The sequence below is a fragment of the Streptomyces sp. NPDC058637 genome (genome assembly GCF_042717325.1).
In the GTDB taxonomy this organism is placed as follows: Bacteria; Actinomycetota; Actinomycetes; order Streptomycetales; family Streptomycetaceae; genus Streptomyces.
The window spans coordinates 90193-110089 of the sequence record NZ_JBHXRD010000005.1 but is presented as its reverse complement, the minus strand read 5'-3'; the positions used below and the strand labels follow the sequence as shown (position 1 = coordinate 110089).

Below are 19897 nucleotides of genomic sequence, written 5' to 3'. Positions count from 1 at the left end.
GCCCTTCTTGGTGCTCTGTGCGGAGCTACCAGGTCAGACGATCAAGCAGGAACTACTTGATGATCTTGGTGACCTGGCCGGCGCCCACGGTCCGGCCACCCTCACGGATGGCGAACTTCAGGCCCTCTTCCATGGCGACCGGCTGGATCAGCGCGACGTCCATGAGGGTGTTGTCACCCGGCATGACCATCTCGGTGCCCTCGGGGAGGGTCACAACGCCCGTCACGTCCGTGGTACGGAAGTAGAACTGCGGGCGGTAGTTGTTGAAGAAGGGGGTGTGACGGCCACCCTCGTCCTTCGACAGGATGTAGGCCTGGGCCTGGAAGTCGGTGTGCGGCGTGACCGAACCCGGCTTGATGATGACCTGGCCGCGCTCGACGTCCTCGCGCTTGATGCCACGAAGAAGCAGACCGACGTTCTCACCGGCCTGGCCCTCGTCGAGCAGCTTGCGGAACATCTCGATGCCGGTGACCGTGGTGGTGGTCTTCTCGGTCTTGATACCGACGATGTCGACGGTCTCGTTGACCTTCAGGACACCACGCTCGATGCGGCCGGTGACGACCGTACCGCGACCGGTGATCGTGAAGACGTCCTCGATGGGCATGAGGAACGGCTTCTCGACGTCACGCTCGGGCTGCGGGATGGACTCGTCGACGGCCTTCATCAGGTCGAGAACGGTCTGGCCCCACTCGGCGTCGCCCTCGAGGGCCTTGAGCGCCGACACCTTGACGACCGGAAGGTCGTCGCCCGGGAACTCGTACTCGGAGAGGAGCTCACGAACCTCGAGCTCGACGAGCTCCAGGATCTCCTCGTCGTCCACCATGTCGGCCTTGTTCAGGGCGACGACGATGTACGGAACGCCGACCTGGCGGGCCAGGAGCACGTGCTCCTTGGTCTGCGGCATCGGGCCGTCGGTGGCGGCGACCACGAGGATGGCGCCGTCCATCTGCGCCGCACCCGTGATCATGTTCTTGATGTAGTCGGCGTGACCCGGGCAGTCGACGTGCGCGTAGTGACGCGACTCCGTCTGGTACTCGACGTGCGCGATCGAGATCGTGATACCGCGCTGGCGCTCTTCGGGAGCCTTGTCGATCTGGTCGAAGGCCGAGGCCTCGTTCAGGTCCGGGAAAGCGTCGTGCAGCACCTTGGTAATGGCGGCCGTGAGGGTCGTCTTACCGTGGTCGATGTGACCGATGGTGCCGATGTTGACGTGCGGCTTAGTCCGCTCGAACTTTGCCTTCGCCACTGGGGTCCTCCTGAGTGGTTCTGTACGCCTTGCTTCATCGGCGCCAGGTGATCTTTGCTGGAATGCCGGTGCCGGGGGCATTCACCACGTCGCTTACGCGCTGCGGCGAATGCCCGGCCGGACTCCGGTGACAAGCCTAAAGCGTGAACTCGGAAGAGTTACTCGCCCTTGGCCTTCGCGATGATCTCCTCGGCGACGTTCCGCGGAACCTCGGCGTAGGAGTCGAACTGCATCGAGTAGCTTGCGCGACCCGAGGTCTTGCTGCGGAGGTCTCCGACGTAGCCGAACATCTCCGAGAGAGGCACGAGGCCCTTCACGACGCGAGCGCCGCTGCGCTCCTCCATGGCCTGGATCTGGCCACGGCGGGAGTTGAGGTCGCCGATGACATCGCCCATGTAGTCCTCGGGCGTGGTGACCTCGACGGCCATCATCGGCTCGAGGAGCACGGGGGACGCCTTGCGGGCACCCTCCTTGAACGCCTGCGAACCGGCGATCTTGAAGGCGAGCTCCGAGGAGTCGACCTCGTGGTAACCACCGTCGAGAAGGGTGACGCGGACGCCGACCATCTCGTAACCGGCCAGGATGCCGAACTGCATGGCTTCCTGAGCACCCGCGTCCACCGAGGGAATGTACTCACGGGGGATGCGGCCACCGGTGACCTTGTTGACGAACTCGTAGGAGGCGTCGCCACCCTCGATGGGCTCGAGGGCGATCTGCACCTTCGCGAACTGGCCGGTACCACCAGTCTGCTTCTTGTGCGTGTAGTCGATGCGCTCGACGGTCTTGCGGATCGTCTCGCGGTACGCGACCTGGGGCTTGCCGACGTTCGCCTCGACGCGGAACTCGCGCTTCATGCGGTCGACGAGCACCTCGAGGTGGAGCTCGCCCATACCACCGATGATGGTCTGGCCGGTCTCCTCGTCCGAGTGCACCTGGAAGGAGGGGTCCTCCTCCGAGAGGCGCTGGATGGCGACACCCAGCTTCTCCTGGTCACCCTTGGACTTGGGCTCGATGGCGACCTGGATGACCGGCGCCGGGAAGTCCATGGACTCCAGGATCACCGGCTGCTTGTCGTCACACAGCGTCTCACCGGTGGTGGTCTGCTTCAGGCCCATGACGGCGACGATGTCACCGGCGCCCACCGAGGGGATCTCCTCACGCTTGTTCGCGTGCATGCGGTAGATCTTCCCGATGCGCTCCTTCTTGCCCTTGACCGAGTTCAGCACCGCGGTGCCGGCCTCGAGGCGACCGGAGTAGATCCGGACGAAGGTGAGCTTGCCGAGGTGCGGGTCGCTCGCGATCTTGAACGCCAGACCGGAGAACGGCTCGTCGTCCGAGGGCTTCCGCTGGACGACCTTCTCCGGGTCCTTGACGTCGTGGCCTTCGATGGCCTCGACGTCCAGGGGAGAAGGCAGGTAGCGGACGACCGCGTCGAGCAGGGGCTGAACGCCCTTGTTCTTGAACGCGGTGCCACAGAACACCGGGGTGACGGTGACGGAGTCGGCGCTGCCCTTGGACGCGAGGGTGATCCGACGGATCGCCTCGTAGAGCTGGTCCTGGGTGGGCTCGACGCCCTCCAGGTACAGCTCCATCATGTCATCGTCGTTCTCCGAGACGGCCTCGAGGAGCTTGCCGCGCCATTCCTCGGCGGCCTCCTTGAGGTTGTCCGGGATCTCGACGGTGTCGTACATCTCGCCCTTGACGGCCTCTTCGGGGTACACGAAGGCCTTCATCGTCACGAGGTCGACGACGCCGCGGAAGTCTGCCTCCGCACCGATGGGGAGCTGCATGACGATCGGGACCGCGCCGAGGCGCTGGACGATCATGTCGACGCAACGGAGGAAGTCTGCACCCGTGCGGTCGAGCTTGTTGACGAAGCAGATACGCGGCACGCCGTAGCGGTCCGCCTGACGCCAGACAGTCTCGGACTGGGGCTCGACACCCGCCACACCGTCGAACACGGTGACGGCACCGTCGAGGACGCGGAGCGAACGCTCCACCTCGACGGTGAAGTCGACGTGACCCGGGGTGTCGATGATGTTGATGGTGTGGTCAACATCATTGAGCGGCCAGTGACAGGTCGTCGCGGCGGACGTGATCGTGATGCCGCGCTCCTGCTCCTGCTCCATCCAGTCCATCGTGGCTGCGCCGTCGTGGACTTCACCGATCTTGTACGAGACGCCGGTGTAGAAGAGGATCCGCTCGGTGGTGGTCGTCTTGCCCGCGTCGATGTGGGCCATGATCCCAATGTTGCGGACCTTGGCCAGGTCAAGCGAAGTGGTGGCCATAAGGCTCAATCTTCTCTCGGTCTCGATGGGGTAAGCGACTACCAGCGGTAGTGCGCGAAGGCCTTGTTCGACTCGGCCATCTTGTGGGTGTCCTCGCGCTTCTTGACAGCAGCGCCAAGACCGTTGGAGGCGTCGAGCAGCTCGTTCATGAGGCGCTCGGTCATGGTCTTCTCGCGACGGGCGCGGGAGTAACCGACGACCCAGCGGAGAGCGAGGGTGGCGGCGCGACCGGGCTTGACCTCGATCGGCACCTGGTAGGTGGCGCCACCGACACGGCGGGACTTGACCTCGAGCGAGGGCTTGACGTTCTCAAGCGCGCGCTTCAGCGTGATGACCGGGTCGGCGCCGGTCTTCTCGCGGAGGCCTTCCATGGCGCCGTACACGATCCGCTCGGCGGTGGAACGCTTGCCGTCGAGGAGGATCTTGTTGATCAGCGAGGTGACAAGAGGAGAGCTGTAGACCGGGTCGATGATGACCGGGCGCTTCGGGGCGGGGCCCTTACGAGGCATTCTTACTTCTCCTTCTTGGCGCCGTAGCGGCTGCGGGCCTGCTTGCGGTTCTTGACACCCTGGGTGTCGAGCGAACCGCGGATGATCTTGTAACGAACACCCGGCAGGTCCTTCACACGGCCACCACGCACGAGCACGATGGAGTGCTCCTGCAGGTTGTGCCCCTCACCCGGGATGTAGGCCGTGACCTCGATACCGGAGGTCAGACGCACACGCGCGACCTTACGGAGCGCCGAGTTCGGCTTCTTCGGGGTAGTCGTGAACACGCGCGTGCAGACGCCACGACGCTGGGGCGAACCCTCGAGCGCGGGCGTCTTGTTCTTCTCGACCTTGTCCTGCCGGCCCTTCCGGACCAGCTGCTGGATCGTAGGCACTACTTCTCCGGTTTCTGTGTGCCGTTCGTGAAACTAACCTGGAACACTCACCGACCCACGCGGTCGGGTGTGTCGAACACTGCAAGCTCCTGCCCTGAGGCAGAAGAAGCGCAGATTGCGGTGGCCACTTACGGACTCGCCATGCGGTTGAGGACACGCACCCGAGCCCAGGCACACCCCAGGCACAAGGCTTGAGCGTACCTACCTCACGGAGCTGGGTCAAAACAAATGCCCGGGAGCGCGGCCCACGCGGGCCCGGGGCGCGCTGTGGCGAGCTGCCGCGGGCCAGATCCGGCTTTCTCCCGGCGGGCGGCGTTCACTGCCAGTAGTTTGACCTGCCCGCCGCGTCGGCGGGCGGGCCACCGGAGCGGCCACCGCGACAGCGGGAGGGGCCGGGCCCGGGACGGGCCGTCCGCGCCGGGCGGGACGGTCAGCGCGTGATGCGCAGGGGGGCACGATGACCATGCTCGAACCGCCGGGGGGCCACGGACTGGACGACCGCGTCCCCTTTCTCGCCAGGCTGGAGCGGGCGGACCGCGCCGCGCTCCTCGCGCTCGGCGGAAGGCTCCGCTTCGGGACGAGGTCGGCGCTCATCCACCAGCAGGAGCCGTCCTCCCACGTCCTGCTGATCACCGAGGGCTGGACCAAGGTCACCGCGTCCGCGGCGAACGGCTACGAGGCGCTGCTGGCCCTGCGCGGCCCCGGCGACATCGTCGGGGAGTCGTCGGCACTGACCGGCCGCGCGAGATCGGCCACCGTCACGGCGCTGGAGCCGGTGGAGGCCGTGGCCGTGGAGCACGACCTCTTCAAGGAGTACCTGTCCCGGTCCCCCGCCGCGGCCTTCACCCTCCTCGGGCTGACTTCCGACCGCACCAGGGCTGCCGACCGCCGCAGGCTGGAATTCGCCTCGCTGACCGTACGGGAACGGTTCGCCGTACTGCTGCTCGATCTGGCTCGCACCCATGGCGTCCGCACCGAGGAGGGCATCGAGCTCACCGTGCCGCTGAGCAAGCAGGAGCTGGCCGGTTCCGTCGGGGCGTCCCGGGAGATGGTGCAGCGGCTGCTCAGGGATCTGCGGGCCCGGCAGGTGGTGTCGACCGGCCGGCGGACCCTGCTGATCCTGCGGCCCGACGTGCTGCGCCGGATCGCCCGGGCCCAGGACCCCGCGGGCTGACCCGGGCCTGCGCCCGGCCCGCTCCTGACCGTATGTGCACACGGTCACACTTCCAGTGGGTCATCTGCCCTCACCGGTCCGGGCCCGGCGGGCCCAGGCTGCTGCCACTCGCAGATCCCCGAAAGGCAGCCATGACCGATCCCGTGAGCCGCACCATCCTGCTGTTCGACATCGAGCGCTTCAGCGACCGTGACGACATCGAGCAGAACTACCTGCGGCGCATGCTCTACGACATCGCCGACCGCACACTCACGGCGGCCGGGATCGAGGAGGGCCGGCGGATCCGCGCCGACCGGGGCGACGCGGTCATGGAACTGATCGACGCGAACGCCTCGGTGGCCGCGCTGCTGCGGGCGCTGCTGACCGAGACCCCCGTGCAGCTGCGCGGGGTCAACCGGTTGGCGTCGAGCAGCGCCCAGATCCGGCTGCGGGCCGTACTCGCCACGGGGTACGTCGCCGTCGACGGGCGGGACGGCTGGGTGGGCTCCGACCTGAACCACGCCTGCCGGCTGCTGGACGGCGACGTGTTGCGGGCCGCCCTGCGGGAGCGCACGGGCGATCTGGCGCTGTGCGTGTCCGAGGACGTGCACCGCGGGATCGTGCGGCACGGCCATCCCGGCATCGTGCCGGAAGAGTTCCGCCCCGTCACCGTGGCCGGCAAGAACGGCCCGATGAAGGCCTGGCTGCACGGCGCGGTGCCAGGGGCGGGAACGGCCGCGTCGGCGTACGGGGACACCGACGCGGCCGGAAGGGCGGAGGCGGCGCACGGGGGCGACACCTCCGCCGCGGGGGGAGCGGGGCGCGGGGGCGCCGACGGCGGGTCGCCGGAGGGGACGGACGGGGGCCCCTCCGGCGATCCGGCGTCCGGGACGGCGGGCGGGGCCGTGTTCCACTTCCACGGCGGCGCGCCCTCCTTCGGTGGCGGGCTGGCCGGGCGTGACCTGCACGGGGTGAGCGGCGGGAACGTCTCGGGGGATGTCGTGCTCGGTGGTACCGGCGACGGCCGCCCGGCGGACGTCCGCGGCCCCCGCGCCGTCGACACGGACGGCCCCGTGGACGGCGGTGCCCTCCGATGAGCCAGGATCCGCCCGCACCGACGGGCCACGGGCCGGACGGTGCCACCGGCGCCCCCGGGGCGGCGTCGGGCGGCGCTGCCGACGCGTCCGAGGCACCGAAGGCCGGGGACGGCGCGCCCTCCCCCGCTCCCGACGCCCCGGAGGAGGAGGCGGAACAGCCGCAGGACGCCTGGAGCGCGCGCCGCGACCTCTACGCCCACAGCCCCGGCATCATGGTCGGCGCCTCGGCGCGCTTCGAGGGCGGGCTGAGCGGCCGCGACCAGCACGGCGTCAGCGGGGGCCACGTCGTCGGCGACGTGATCATGGGCAGCAAGACCGAGATCTACCAGCTCGGGGTGTCCAGCGACGCGCACACCTCCGGCCTGGTCCCGCAGGACAGCCTGGACCGGACGGCGGCCCTCTTCGTACCCGGTGGGGACGGGTCGGTGTTCACCGGGCTCGTGGAGCGGCTGCGGACGGAACGCGTCCTGGTGCTTTCCGGGCAGCACTTCACCGGCCGTCGTACCGCCGCCCTGATGCTCCTGAACCGTCTGGGCGCCACCCCCGTACGCGCTCTGGACCGCGACACCACCCCCGCGGCGCTGCCCGGGCTGCTCGACGGCGCCCGAGGCCATGTGCTCTGCGACCTCGCGCTCCGGCGTGACCTGCCCCTGCGCGATACGCACCTGCTGGCGCTGCGGGACAGGCTCGTCGAGCAGGACGCCTATCTGGTGATCACCGTCGACCCGGCCGCGGCACTGGAGGACGTGTCCGTCGCGCACTGGCGGCCGCCGCGGTCGCGTGCCGTCCTGGAGGCCCATCTGACGGCCCGGCCCGACGGCCCCGCCGGTCTCGGAGCGGAGGCCGCAGCGCTGCTGGAGCACCGTTCCGTCAAGGAGTTCCTGGACCGCGGCCACCAGTTGCGCGAGGTGGCGGCCTTCGCCCGGCTGCTGGCCCGCGTCGCGACCGGCCGGGCCGCGGGGCACGAGCTGGAGCACTTCTCGCTCGCTGCTCTGGAGAGCCAGGTCGAGGAGTGGTTCGGCGATCCGTCGGCCTCGCTCTCCGACAAGGCGTTCCTCGTCTCGCTCGCCGCGTTCGACGAGGCGCCGTACGCCCTGACCGCCGAGCTGAGCGATGCGCTGTACGCGCTGCTCCAGAAGACCGAAGACCCCTCGAAGTCACCCCTCGTGCCGGTCTTCGGCAATGCGGCGGGCGGACGGCTGAACCGGGCGCGCGCCGAGCGGTACGAGGAGAACGAGATGACCGAATGGGGTCCGGTCGCCCAGCGCAAGGCCCGGTACCGCGACGACCGCACCGCGCTCGTCCTGCTGCGCGAGGTGTGGACCGGCCACCCGTCCGCCCGCCCGGCCCTGGTGGCCTGGCTGGACCGGCTCGCGGACGACGGGCGCCCCCTCGTACGGACCCGTGCCGCCTCGACCGCGGCCGTGCTCGCCGCGGCGGACCTGCCGTCGGCGATGGCCCTCGTCATCACCCGCTGGGCCACGTCGCGTCGTTACCGTCAGCGACTCGTCGCGGTCAACGCGCTCACCCTGGCCCACTTCCTCGGGGCGCCCAACGTCCTGCGGATCCTGGGCAGCTGGTGCACGGGGGGTGACCGCAGGGAACGCTGGACAGCGATCCGCGCCTATGCCCTGATCGGCCCCGCCCACCCGGCTCAAGCCCTGCTCGCCCTGCGCTCCGCTGCCTGTACGCACTTCGCGGCGGGTGACGGACGCGGCGGCGACACCGACAGGCTCGCCGAGGAGATCGACGAACTCTCCTCGTCCGTGGCCCTGTTGCTGCTGTCCCCGGCCGGCGGACAGGTGCTGGCCGAGATGGAGAGCTGGCTGGGCGACGAACCCGCCCTGCGCGATCTCGCCCTGCGTGCCTTCCTGTACGCCTGCGCGCATCCCCAGGACGACGATCCGGCGGGCTCCCCGGCCCCGCTGCTGGAGTGGTACGCCCAGGCGTCCGCCGTGCGCGCCCCGCAGGCCCGGGACCTCACGGACCTGTGGGCGGCCGCGCTCCGCGACCGCCACCACACGGACGACGCCCTCGCGGTCCTGCGCACGTGGACGTGGTCCGCGGACCACCTCCCCCGCGCGGAGGCGGCCCTGACCGCCCTGCTGTCCGACCTCGCCGAGACCGAGACCGACCGCAGGCGGCTCGCCCATCTGCTGCGCACGATGCCCGCCGAGGACGGCGGTGCGACACCGCCGCCGGTCGCGGGCCGGATGCTCGCCGTCGTCGATCCCGGCTGAACCAGCCGTACCCGTCAAGGAGAAGAGTTCCGATGGCCGACTTCCGCCGTCCGCCCGAATGGCAGCAGAATGCCGACCGCCACACGCGGCTGACCGATCCGGTGCTGACCGTGCGGCAGCTGACGCGCTTCGAGTACGTGACCCGCAAGCCGGTCACCCAGGTCGATCACGCGCTGGTGTTCGTCACGTCCAGGGGTGAGTACGACACCTTCCTGCCGCCCCACCGCCCCCTCCGCGCCGACATGGCGACCCGGCGCTACACCGCGGTCTACGAGGTGGACATGGGGATCCATCCGGTGCGCACGGAGCTGGCCCTGCCCAGCGACAACGACGCGTTCGAGTTCGGCGTGGCGGTCGACCTGTCCTGGCAGGTGCTGGAGCCGGACGTCTTCGTCAGGAGCGGCCACCGCCACGTCCCCGAACTCCTGCTGGGCGAACTGCAGCAGGCCGCACGGCCGGTCACCCGGGCGTTCCCCGTCCATCGCAGCGCCGAGGCCGAACAGGCGGTGCTGCGGGCGGTGGAGGCGCGCGGGCAGCTGGGGGCGACGGCCGGACTCCTGGTCACCTGGACCGTGCGGGTGCGCCGGGACGACGACAACATCGCCCACGAGAGGCGCAAGCAGGCCATCGAGCACCAGAGTGCGGAGCAGGTCCTCATCGCCCGGCGTGGCATGGACATCGATCTGGAGGTCGACCGCCGCTCCCGGCAGCAGGACCAGCTCCTCACGGGCAGGGCCCTCGAACACCAGCGGCAGCAGCACGAACTGGCCATGCAGCAGCAGGCACTCCAGCACCAGCACGCGCTGCTCGCGGGCCGCCAGGACCTGGAGCTCCAGGCCCTCCAGGCACAGAAGATCAATTTCTACGCCTACCACCTCCAGCACGGCGGGGTGCACGCCTGGGCGCTCCACCTCTCCGAACACCCGGAGGACTCCCGGCTGGTGATGCAGTCCATGCGCGACGACCAGCTGCGGCTGATCCAGCAGCAGAAGGAGCTGGTCTCGGAGCTGCTAGGCGGCAAGCACGCGGAGGCGTTCGAGCTCGACGGGCCGAAGGAGCTCGCGCTCAGGACGGTCACCGAGATCCTCGCGCAGCGGTTGCCGGGAGTGGCCGACACCGTGCCGAGCCCGGTCCCGCCGGCCTCGCTCCCACCGGCGGACGCCGTACCCGAGGATCCCGTCCCCCCCGCGCCGTCGCTGAGCGGGATCGTTCCCGGGCAGCCCGCCACCACGCCACCGGTGGCCGGATTCCACCCCCCGGCCGGGGGTGCGGCGGTCCACCCGGCCGCGCCGTTCGACGGGTACGTACCGCCCCCTGCCTACGCACCGGCTCCGGCCTACGCACCGGCTCCGGACCGGCAGCCGTCCTACGGCCCCGCGGTCGCGGCGTCGCCGGGGCCTGCCGTGCCACCGCCGTACGGTTTCCCGCCCCCGCGGCCTCCCGTCGCGCCCACCGTGCCGACGGCCGGACCGCCCCCGATGCCCGCCGTGCCCTTCGCCGGCCCGGCGCACGCCGCCGGGCCGCTGCAGGGCACCGGCCCGTGGCAGGGCGCACCACCGTCGCAGGGCGCACCACCGTCGCGGAGCGAGGCTGCCGAGCCCCAGGACGAGCCTTCCGCCACGGGCCTGGAAGGCGGGCCGTCATGACCGCCGACCCGGCCCCTGCCCCCTCGGAGGCGGCCTCCCTGGAGGTTGCCGGCCGGCTGCTCACCGACGCCCGCAGCGAGATCGCGCGCGCTGACAGCAAAGCCGCGGTGCTCGCAGGGGCGCTCGGGGTGACGGTGGGCGTCCTCAGCGGATTCCTGTCGGCCAGGCGCTGGCGTCCGTGGGACCTGAGCGGACTCAGCGGCGTGCTGTGGTGGGCCGGGGCCTGCTGTGTGGCGCTGGCCCTGCTGTCCCTCCTCATGGCGATCCTGCCGCGCTACCGGCCGAGTACCTGGGTGCCGGGACAGCCGCTGACCTACTTCGCCGACACCCGACGGGCCTCCTCGCAGGGCCTGCTCGCACGGGCACTGGCCGACACGGCCCGCTCCCCGGCCGACGCCCTGCTCGTCTCGCTGGCGGAGACCAGCCGCATCGTCGCGGACAAGCACCGCTGGATACGGATCGGTCTGGCCGCCTTCTTCCTCAGCACCTTCTTCTTCCCGGTCGCGGGGCTTCTGGGCTGAGCCGCCCGTCCACAGGACCCGTGCACGCGCCGCCCCACCCCGAGGAGCCAGTCCGATGACCCACCCGCCCGGCCATGACGCCCCACCGCCGGAATACCCCGGCCCCCCGCCCACGTACCCCGGCACGACCGCGGACACCGCACCCGCGTACCCCGGCACACCCACCGACCTCGCACCCCCGTACCCCCACGTCCCGTTCCCTCCGCCGCCTCCGGCGTACCCCGAGGCGCTCGGCCCCGCGCCTGCTCCGGTTCCGGGGCGGCCCGGGCACCACCCGCACGAGATGGACTTCGAGCAGCGGCGTGTCCATCTGACCGCTCGCCAGCGGGGCGCGGACGCCACCGCCCTGAGCCGGCTCCTCGTCCAGGTGCCCGCGTTCCTCTGCAGCCTCGCCGTCGTGACCGGCTTCGCGTCTGCGTTCTTCGGGTCGGCCGCCTGGCTTCCCGTCACCCTCTGGGTGCTCAGCGGCGCCCTGGTCTTCCACCGGCCCACCGAGGGCTTCCTCGCCCGCAGGCTGCTGCGGCTGCGCGTTCCGACCGCCGCCGAACGGGCCCGGCTGGAGCCGGTGTGGCGGGAGGTCACGGCACGGGCGGGCGTCGATCATCAGCGGTACGAGCTGTGGATCGAGGAGAACGACGGCATCAACGCGTACGCCGCGGCCGGCCACATCGTCGGCGTCACCACCTTCTCCCTGAACCACCTGCCGGGCGGGCAGCTGGCCGCCACGCTCGCGCACGAACTCGGCCACCACACGGGCGGGCATGCCTGGGCCTCGCTGCTGGGCCACTGGTACGCACAACCGGCCGAGCTGACCTGGCGGGCGATACGCGCGATGTCGCGGCTCGCGCTGCGCGTGGCACGCGTCATCTCGCTGCCGGCGACAGGAGTCCTGGTCCTGCTGTTCGGCTGCGGGCTGCTGGCCTTCGTCGCGGCGGCCTGGATGGTCGTCCTGCCGATGGCGGTCGCTCCGTACCTGCTGGCCCTGGTCAACAGGAGGTCCGAGCTCCGGGCCGACGCACTCGCGGCAGGCCTGGGCTTCGCCCACCCCCTCGCCGGGGTCCTGCACACCATGCGGGCGCACGAGGAGGCGGCCGCGGGCCCCCGGGCCGCCCGTACCGGCGGCCTCACCAAGCTGCTGTCCTCGCACCCCGGCTACGCGGACCGGCTGCAGCACCTCCGGCCCTACCTGGAGGACCGTCCGCCCCGGTGACACAGGCACCGGGCACGCCGAAGGGCGGCCACCCCGTACGCAACGGGGTGACCGCCCTTCGGTCGTGTCAAGCGACTCGCTTACTGGTTGTACGGACCGTAGTCGTAGTCCTCCAGCGGAACGGCCTGGCCGGAGCCCGTGCCGAACGGCGAGTAGTCGATGTCGTCGTAGCCGACGGCCGAGTACATCGCGGCCTTGGCCTCCTCGGTCGGCTCGACCCGGATGTTGCGGTAGCGGGACAGACCCGTACCGGCCGGGATGAGCTTACCGATGATGACGTTCTCCTTGAGGCCGATCAGGGAGTCCGACTTGGCGTTGATCGCCGCGTCGGTCAGGACCCTGGTCGTCTCCTGGAAGGACGCCGCCGACAGCCACGACTCGGTGGCGAGCGAGGCCTTGGTGATACCCATCAGCTGCGGACGGCCGGAGGCGGGGTGACCGCCCTCGGTGACCACACGACGGTTCTCGACCTCGAACTTCGACCGCTCGACGAGCTCGCCCGGCAGCAGCTCCGCGTCGCCGGACTCGATGATCGTCACCCGGCGCAGCATCTGCCGGATGATGATCTCGATGTGCTTGTCGTGGATCGACACGCCCTGCGAGTTGTAGACCTTCTGGACTTCGCCGACCAGGTGGACCTGGACCGCGCGCTGACCGAGGATCCGCAGCACGTCGTGCGGGTTCGTGGCACCGACGGTGAGCTTCTGGCCCACCTCGACCGCGTCACCCTCGCCGACCAGCAGACGGGCACGCTTGGAGATCGGGAACGGCGTCTCCTCGCTGCCGTCGTCCGGAGTGACGACGAGCTTCTTGGTCTTCTCGGTCTCCTCGATCCGGACCCGGCCCTTGGCCTCCGAGATCGGGGCGACACCCTTGGGGGTACGCGCCTCGAAGAGCTCGACGACACGCGGCAGACCCTGCGTGATGTCGTCACCGGCCACACCACCGGTGTGGAAGGTACGCATCGTCAGCTGGGTACCGGGCTCACCGATGGACTGGGCGGCGATGATGCCGACCGCCTCACCGATGTCGACCAGCTTGCCGGTGGCGAGCGAACGTCCGTAGCAGAAGGCACAGGTGCCGACCGCGGACTCACAGGTCAGGACCGAGCGGGTCTTGACCTCCTCGACGCCGGCGCCCACCAGGGCGTCGATCAGGACGTCACCGAGGTCGACGTTGGCAGGCGCGATGACCTTGCCGTCGACGACGACGTCCTCGGCCAGCATGCGGGCGTACACCGAGGTCTCGACGTCGTCCGTCTTGCGAAGGACACCGTCGGCACCCTTGACCGCGATCTTCAGCTTGAGGCCGCGGTCGGTGCCGCAGTCCTCCTCGCGGATGATGACGTCCTGCGAGACGTCCACCAGACGACGGGTCAGGTAACCCGAGTCGGCGGTACGCAGGGCGGTGTCCGCCAGACCCTTACGGGCACCGTGCGTGGAGATGAAGTACTCCAGAACGGTGAGGCCCTCACGGAAGGACGCCTTGATGGGACGGGGAATCGTCTCGTTCTTGGCGTTCGACACCAGACCACGCATACCCGCGATCTGACGCATCTGCATCATGTTTCCTCGGGCACCCGAGTCGACCATCATGAAGATGGGGTTCGTCTTCGGGAAGTTCGCGTTCATCGCCTCGGCAACCTCGTTGGTCGCCTTGGTCCAGATCGCGATGAGCTCCTGCGTGCGCTCGTCCTTGGTGATCAGACCGCGCTCGTACTGCTTCTGGACCTTCTCGTCCTGCTCCTCGTAGCCCTTGACGATGGCCTTCTTGGCCTCGGGTACGACGATGTCGGCGACAGAGACGGTGACCCCGGAACGGGTCGCCCAGTGGAAGCCCGCGGCCTTCAGGTTGTCGAGCGTCGCCGCCACGATGACCTTGGGGTAACGCTCGGCCAGGTCGTTGACGATCTCGGAGAGCTGCTTCTTGCCCACCGAGTAGTCGACGAACGGGTAGTCCTCGGGCAGCAGCTCGTTGAAGAGCGCGCGGCCCAGGCTCGTACGCAGCCGGAAGGTGTCACCCGGCTGGTACTCGGGCTCGCCCTCCTCGGCGACCGGCGGCACCCAGCCACGCGGGGGCATGGTGCCCACCGGGAAGCGGATGTCCACCTGTGCCTGGAGCGAGAGCTCGCGGGCGTCGAAGGCCATGGTCGCCTCGGCCGTGGAACCGAACGCCCGGCCCTGACCGATGACCTTGCGCTCCTCCTCGTCCGTGGTGAGGAAGAACAGGCCCAGCACCATGTCCTGGGTCGGCATGGTGACGGGACGACCGTCGGCCGGCTTCAGGATGTTGTTCGAGGACAGCATCAGGATGCGGGCCTCGGCCTGCGCCTCCGCGGAGAGCGGAAGGTGCACGGCCATCTGGTCACCGTCGAAGTCCGCGTTGAACGCGGTGCAGACGAGCGGGTGGATCTGGATGGCCTTGCCCTCGACCAGCTGGGGCTCGAAGGCCTGGATGCCGAGGCGGTGCAGGGTGGGCGCGCGGTTCAGCAGCACCGGGTGCTCGGCGATGACCTCTTCGAGGACGTCGTACACGACGGTGCGGCCACGCTCGACCATGCGCTTGGCCGACTTGATGTTCTGCGCGTGGTTCAGGTCCACCAGGCGCTTCATCACGAACGGCTTGAAGAGCTCCAGCGCCATCGCCTTCGGCAGACCGCACTGGTGCAGCTTGAGCTGCGGACCGACGACGATCACGGAACGCGCGGAGTAGTCCACGCGCTTGCCGAGGAGGTTCTGACGGAAACGGCCCTGCTTGCCCTTCAGCATGTCGCTGAGGGACTTCAGGGGACGGTTACCGGGACCGGTGACCGGGCGACCGCGGCGGCCGTTGTCGAACAGCGCGTCGACGGCCTCCTGCAGCATCCGCTTCTCGTTGTTCACGATGATCTCGGGGGCACCGAGGTCAAGGAGACGCTTGAGGCGGTTGTTGCGGTTGATCACACGGCGGTACAGGTCGTTCAGGTCGGAGGTCGCGAAGCGGCCACCGTCCAGCTGCACCATCGGACGCAGGTCCGGCGGGATGACCGGCACGCAGTCGAGCACCATGCCCTTGGGCTTGTTGCTGGTCTGCAGGAACGCCGAGACGACCTTGAGGCGCTTGAGCGCGCGGGTCTTCTTCTGGCCCTTGCCGGTACGGATGATCTCGCGGAGGCGCTCGGCCTCCTCGTCGAGGTCGAAGGACTCCAGGCGCTTCTGCAGGGCAGCGGCGCCCATGCAGCCGTCGAAGTACGTGCCGAAGCGGTCACGCAGCTCGCGGTAGAGCAGCTCGTCGCCCTCGAGGTCCTGGACCTTGAGGTTCTTGAAGCGGCTCCACACCTCGTCGAGACGGTCGATCTCGCGCTGCGCACGGTCGCGCAGCTGCTTCATCTCACGCTCGGCACCTTCGCGCACCTTGCGGCGCACGTCGGCCTTGGCACCCTCGGCCTCGAGCTCGGCCAGGTCGGTCTCGAGCTTCTTGGCGCGGTTCTCGAGGTCCGAGTCGCGACGGTTCTCGACCTGCTGGCGCTCGACGGAGACGTGGGCCTCCAGCGACGGGAGGTCGCGCGTGCGGCGCTCCTCGTCGACGAACGTGATCATGTACGCGGCGAAGTAGATGACCTTTTCGAGGTCCTTCGGCGCGAGGTCCAGCAGGTAGCCCAGGCGCGACGGGACGCCCTTGAAGTACCAGATGTGGGTGACGGGAGCGGCAAGCTCGATGTGGCCCATGCGCTCACGGCGCACCTTGGCGCGCGTGACCTCCACGCCACAGCGCTCACAGATGATGCCCTTGAAGCGGACACGCTTGTACTTGCCGCAGTAGCACTCCCAGTCCCGGGTCGGACCGAAGATCTTCTCGCAGAAGAGTCCGTCCTTCTCGGGCTTGAGCGTGCGGTAGTTGATGGTCTCAGGCTTCTTCACTTCGCCGTGGGACCAGGTCCGGATGTCGTCCGCGGTGGCAAGGCCGATCCGCAGCTCGTCGAAGAAGTTGACGTCGAGCACTTGTCGTCAATCCCTCTTTCGGGGGTTCGAGCCCCCTCGCTTCACGCGAGAATCGGGGCACTTCAGCAATGGTCTGAACGGGTCCGGGGAGAGCCGGCCGGATCACGAGGATCCGGCCGGCCAACCCGTCAGACCTCTTCGACGCTGCTCGGCTCGCGCCGGGACAGGTCGATACCGAGCTCCTCCGCCGCGCGGAAGACGTCCTCGTCCGTGTCACGCATCTCGATGGACATACCGTCCGAGGACAGCACCTCCACGTTGAGGCAGAGCGACTGCATTTCCTTGATGAGCACCTTGAAGGACTCGGGAATGCCGGGCTCGGGGATGTTCTCGCCCTTGACGATCGCCTCGTAGACCTTCACGCGGCCGGTCACGTCGTCGGACTTGATCGTCAGCAGTTCCTGGAGGGCGTATGCGGCGCCGTAAGCCTCAAGGGCCCACACCTCCATCTCACCGAATCGCTGCCCACCGAACTGTGCCTTACCACCCAGCGGCTGCTGCGTGATCATGGAGTACGGTCCGGTCGAACGGGCGTGGAGCTTGTCGTCGACCAGGTGGTGCAGCTTGAGGATGTACATGTAGCCGACCGAGACCGGCTCGGGGAACGGCTCGCCGGAGCGGCCGTCGAACAGGTTGGCCTTGCCCGAGGGCTGGACCAGCCGGTTGCCGTCGCGGTTCGGGATCGTGGCCTCGAAGAGGCCGGTGATCTCGTCCTCGCGCGCACCGTCGAAGACGGGCGTGGCGACGTTGGTGCCGGGGGCGACCTTGTCGGCACCGATGGCCTGCAGGCGCTTGGCCCACTCGTCACCGAGGCCGGAGACGTCCCAGCCGCGGCTGGCGAGCCAGCCGAGGTGGATCTCCAGGACCTGTCCCGGGTTCATTCGGGACGGGACACCCAGCGGGTTGAGGATGATGTCGACCGGGGTGCCGTCCTCCAGGAACGGCATGTCCTCGATCGGCAGGATCTTGGAGATGACGCCCTTGTTGCCGTGACGGCCGGCGAGCTTGTCACCATCGGTGATCTTGCGCTTCTGCGCGACGTAGACGCGGACCAGCTGGTTCACGCCCGGCGGCAGCTCGTCGCCCTCTTCGCGGTCGAAGACGCGGACGCCGATGACCTTGCCGATCTCACCGTGCGGGACCTTCAGCGAGGTGTCGCGCACCTCGCGCGCCTTCTCACCGAAGATCGCACGGAGCAGACGCTCCTCCGGGGTCAGCTCGGTCTCACCCTTGGGCGTGACCTTGCCGACGAGGATGTCGCCGGCGACGACCTCGGCACCGATACGGATGATGCCGCGCTCGTCGAGGTCGGCGAGGACCTCTTCGGAGACGTTCGGGATGTCCCGGGTGATCTCCTCCGGGCCGAGCTTGGTGTCACGGGCGTCGACCTCGTGCTCCTCGATGTGGATCGAGGAGAGGACGTCGTCCTGCACGAGGCGCTGCGACAGGATGATCGCGTCCTCGTAGTTGTGACCCTCCCACGGCATGAACGCCACGAGCAGGTTCTTGCCGAGCGCCATCTCACCGTTCTCGGTGGCCGGCCCGTCGGCGAGGACCTGGCCCTCGATGACCCGGTCGCCCTCGGAGACGACGACCTTCTGGTTCACCGAGGTGCCCTGGTTGGAGCGCGAGAACTTGGCGATGCGGTACGTGGTGTACGTGCCGTCGTCGTTGGTGACGGTGATGTAGTCCGCGGAGACCTCCTGGACCACACCGTCCTTCTCGGCCTTCAGGACGTCACCGGCGTCGGTGGCGCAGCGGTACTCCATGCCGGTGCCGACGAGCGGCGCCTCGGACTTGATGAGCGGCACCGCCTGACGCATCATGTTCGCGCCCATGAGGGCACGGTTGGCGTCGTCGTGCTCCAGGAAGGGGATCATCGCGGTGGCGACGGACACCATCTGGCGCGGCGAGACGTCCATGTAGTCGACGTCGTCGCCCGGGATGTAGTCGACCTCTCCGCCACGACGGCGGACCAGGACGCGGGGCTCGGTGAACCGCATGTCCTCGGAGAGCGTCGCGTTCGCCTGGGCGATCACGAAGCGGTCTTCCTCGTCGGCGGTGATGTAGTCGACGTCGTCGGTGACCCGGCCGTCGACGACCTTGCGGTACGGCGTCTCGATGAAGCCGAACGCGTTGACACGGCCGTACGAGGCGAGCGAGCCGATCAGGCCGATGTTCGGGCCTTCAGGGGTCTCGATCGGGCACATGCGTCCGTAGTGGGACGGGTGCACGTCACGGACCTCGAAGCCGGCCCGCTCACGGGAGAGACCACCCGGGCCAAGAGCCGACAGGCGGCGCTTGTGGGTGAGACCCGAGAGCGGGTTGTTCTGGTCCATGAACTGCGACAGCTGGCTGGTGCCGAAGAACTCCTTGATGGAGGCGACGACGGGCCGGATGTTGATCAGGGTCTGCGGCGTGATCGCCTCGACGTCCTGGGTCGTCATGCGCTCACGCACGACGCGCTCCATACGGGCGAGACCCGTACGGACCTGGTTCTGGATGAGCTCGCCGACGTTACGCAGACGACGGTTGCCGAAGTGGTCGATGTCGTCGGTCTCGACGACGATCGTCCGGCCGGACTCGCCGACGGTCTCGAGCTCACCGGCGTGCAGCTTCACCAGGTACTTGATGGTCGCGATGATGTCGTCGCTGGTGAGGACACCGGCGTCGAGCGGCTCGTCCGCGCCGAGCTTCTTGTTCACCTTGTAGCGGCCGACCTTCGCGAGGTCGTAGCGCTTCGGGTTGAAGTAGAGGTTCTCGAGCAGCGTCTGAGCGGCCTCGCGCGTCGGCGGCTCGCCGGGACGCAGCTTGCGGTAGATGTCGAGCAGCGCGTCGTCCTGGCCCTGGGTGTGGTCCTTCTCCAGGGTGGCGCGCATGGACTCGTACTCGCCGAACTCCTCCAGGATCTGCTCGGTGGTCCAGCCGAGAGCCTTCAGGAGGACGGTGACGGACTGCTTGCGCTTGCGGTCGATGCGGACACCGACCATGTCGCGCTTGTCGATCTCCATCTCCAGCCAGGCACCCCGGGACGGGATGATCTTGGCGGAGAAGATGTCCTTGTCGGACGTCTTGTCGATGGAGGAGTCGAAGTAGACACCCGGCGAGCGGACCAGCTGCGACACGACGACACGCTCGGTGCCGTTGATGACGAAGGTGCCCTTGTTGGTCATGAGCGGGAAATCGCCCATGAAGACCGTCTGGGACTTGATCTCGCCGGTCTCGTTGTTGGTGAACTCGGCCGTGACGAAGAGCGGCGCGGCGAACGTGAAGTCGCGCTCCTTGCACTCGTCGATGGAGTTCTTCGGGGGCTCGAACCGGTGGTCGCGGAACGTGAGCGACATCGACCCGGAGAAGTCCTCGATCGGCGAGATCTCCTCGAAGATCTCTTCCAGGCCGGACTTGGTGGGGACGTCTTGTCCGCTGTCCAGAGCAGCCTCGACGCGACCCTTCCAGGCGGCGTTGCCGAGGAGCCAGTCAAAGCTCTCGGTCTGCAGCGCGAGGAGGTTCGGAACCTCGAGGGGCTCCCTGATCTTTGCAAAAGAGATGCGCAGCGGGGCGGTGCTGGCACCGTTGTTCGTATTCGAGGTCGAGGCGTTGCGCGAGGCGGCCAAGAGGGGGTCCTTCCGAGGG

12 protein-coding genes are annotated in these 19897 nt (G+C 68.9%); 6 read left to right on the top strand and 6 right to left on the bottom strand.

The window, feature by feature from the left end:
- Window positions 1-52: 52 nt before the first annotated feature.
- The 4 genes from tuf to rpsL all read right to left on the bottom strand — a co-directional run bounded on the left by tuf (window position 53) and on the right by rpsL (window position 4417).
- Entirely contained in the window at window positions 53-1246 is a 1194-nt protein-coding gene (tuf, locus tag ACFWVP_RS06665) for an elongation factor Tu (protein WP_384494153.1), read from the bottom strand.
- Between the two features lie 158 nt (window positions 1247-1404).
- Window positions 1405-3534, bottom strand: a complete 2130-nt coding sequence (gene fusA, locus ACFWVP_RS06660; RefSeq protein ID WP_384494151.1) for an elongation factor G — start codon at window positions 3532-3534, stop codon at window positions 1405-1407.
- Between the two features lie 38 nt (window positions 3535-3572).
- Window positions 3573-4043 (bottom strand): 30S ribosomal protein S7, encoded by a 471-nt coding sequence (gene rpsG, locus ACFWVP_RS06655; protein ID WP_018101248.1) that lies wholly within the window; start codon window positions 4041-4043, stop codon window positions 3573-3575.
- Window positions 4044-4045: 2 nt separating this feature from the next.
- A complete protein-coding gene (rpsL, locus tag ACFWVP_RS06650; RefSeq protein WP_003948652.1) occupies window positions 4046-4417 on the bottom strand; it encodes a 30S ribosomal protein S12 in 372 nt (123 codons plus the stop codon).
- Window positions 4418-4874: 457 nt separating this feature from the next.
- On the opposite strand from rpsL, the gene ACFWVP_RS06645 reads away from it, so the two are divergent.
- The 6 genes from ACFWVP_RS06645 (at window position 4875) to ACFWVP_RS06620 (ending at window position 12284) form a co-directional block, all read left to right on the top strand.
- Window positions 4875-5591, top strand: coding sequence for a Crp/Fnr family transcriptional regulator (locus tag ACFWVP_RS06645; RefSeq protein WP_384494150.1), 717 nt, complete (start codon window positions 4875-4877; stop codon window positions 5589-5591).
- Between the two features lie 143 nt (window positions 5592-5734).
- The gene (locus ACFWVP_RS06640) at window positions 5735-6667 is read left to right on the top strand and encodes a hypothetical protein (RefSeq protein WP_384494148.1); all 933 of its coding nucleotides are present in this window, start codon (window positions 5735-5737) and stop codon (window positions 6665-6667) included.
- Window positions 6664-8907, top strand: coding sequence for a hypothetical protein (locus tag ACFWVP_RS06635; protein WP_384494146.1), 2244 nt, complete (start codon window positions 6664-6666; stop codon window positions 8905-8907). The genes ACFWVP_RS06640 and ACFWVP_RS06635 overlap by 4 nt, the downstream gene beginning before the upstream one ends.
- 32 nt (window positions 8908-8939) lie before the next feature.
- A complete protein-coding gene (locus ACFWVP_RS06630; RefSeq protein WP_384494144.1) occupies window positions 8940-10553 on the top strand; it encodes a hypothetical protein in 1614 nt (537 codons plus the stop codon).
- The gene (locus tag ACFWVP_RS06625; protein ID WP_384494142.1) at window positions 10550-11074 is read left to right on the top strand and encodes a Pycsar system effector family protein; all 525 of its coding nucleotides are present in this window, start codon (window positions 10550-10552) and stop codon (window positions 11072-11074) included. The genes ACFWVP_RS06630 and ACFWVP_RS06625 overlap by 4 nt, the downstream gene beginning before the upstream one ends.
- A 55-nt stretch (window positions 11075-11129) precedes the next feature.
- The gene (locus ACFWVP_RS06620; protein WP_384494140.1) at window positions 11130-12284 is read left to right on the top strand and encodes a M48 family metalloprotease; all 1155 of its coding nucleotides are present in this window, start codon (window positions 11130-11132) and stop codon (window positions 12282-12284) included.
- 80 nt (window positions 12285-12364) lie between these two features.
- Here the strand turns inward: ACFWVP_RS06620 and ACFWVP_RS06615 are convergent, their stop codons facing one another.
- Window positions 12365-16264 carry a DNA-directed RNA polymerase subunit beta' gene (locus tag ACFWVP_RS06615; protein WP_384494139.1) on the bottom strand — a complete coding sequence of 1300 codons (3900 nt, stop codon included), beginning with the start codon at window positions 16262-16264 and terminating at the stop codon, window positions 12365-12367.
- 128 nt (window positions 16265-16392) lie between these two features.
- Window positions 16393-19878 carry a DNA-directed RNA polymerase subunit beta gene (rpoB, locus tag ACFWVP_RS06610; RefSeq protein ID WP_384494137.1) on the bottom strand — a complete coding sequence of 1162 codons (3486 nt, stop codon included), beginning with the start codon at window positions 19876-19878 and terminating at the stop codon, window positions 16393-16395.
- Between the last annotated feature and the right edge of the window lie 19 nt (window positions 19879-19897).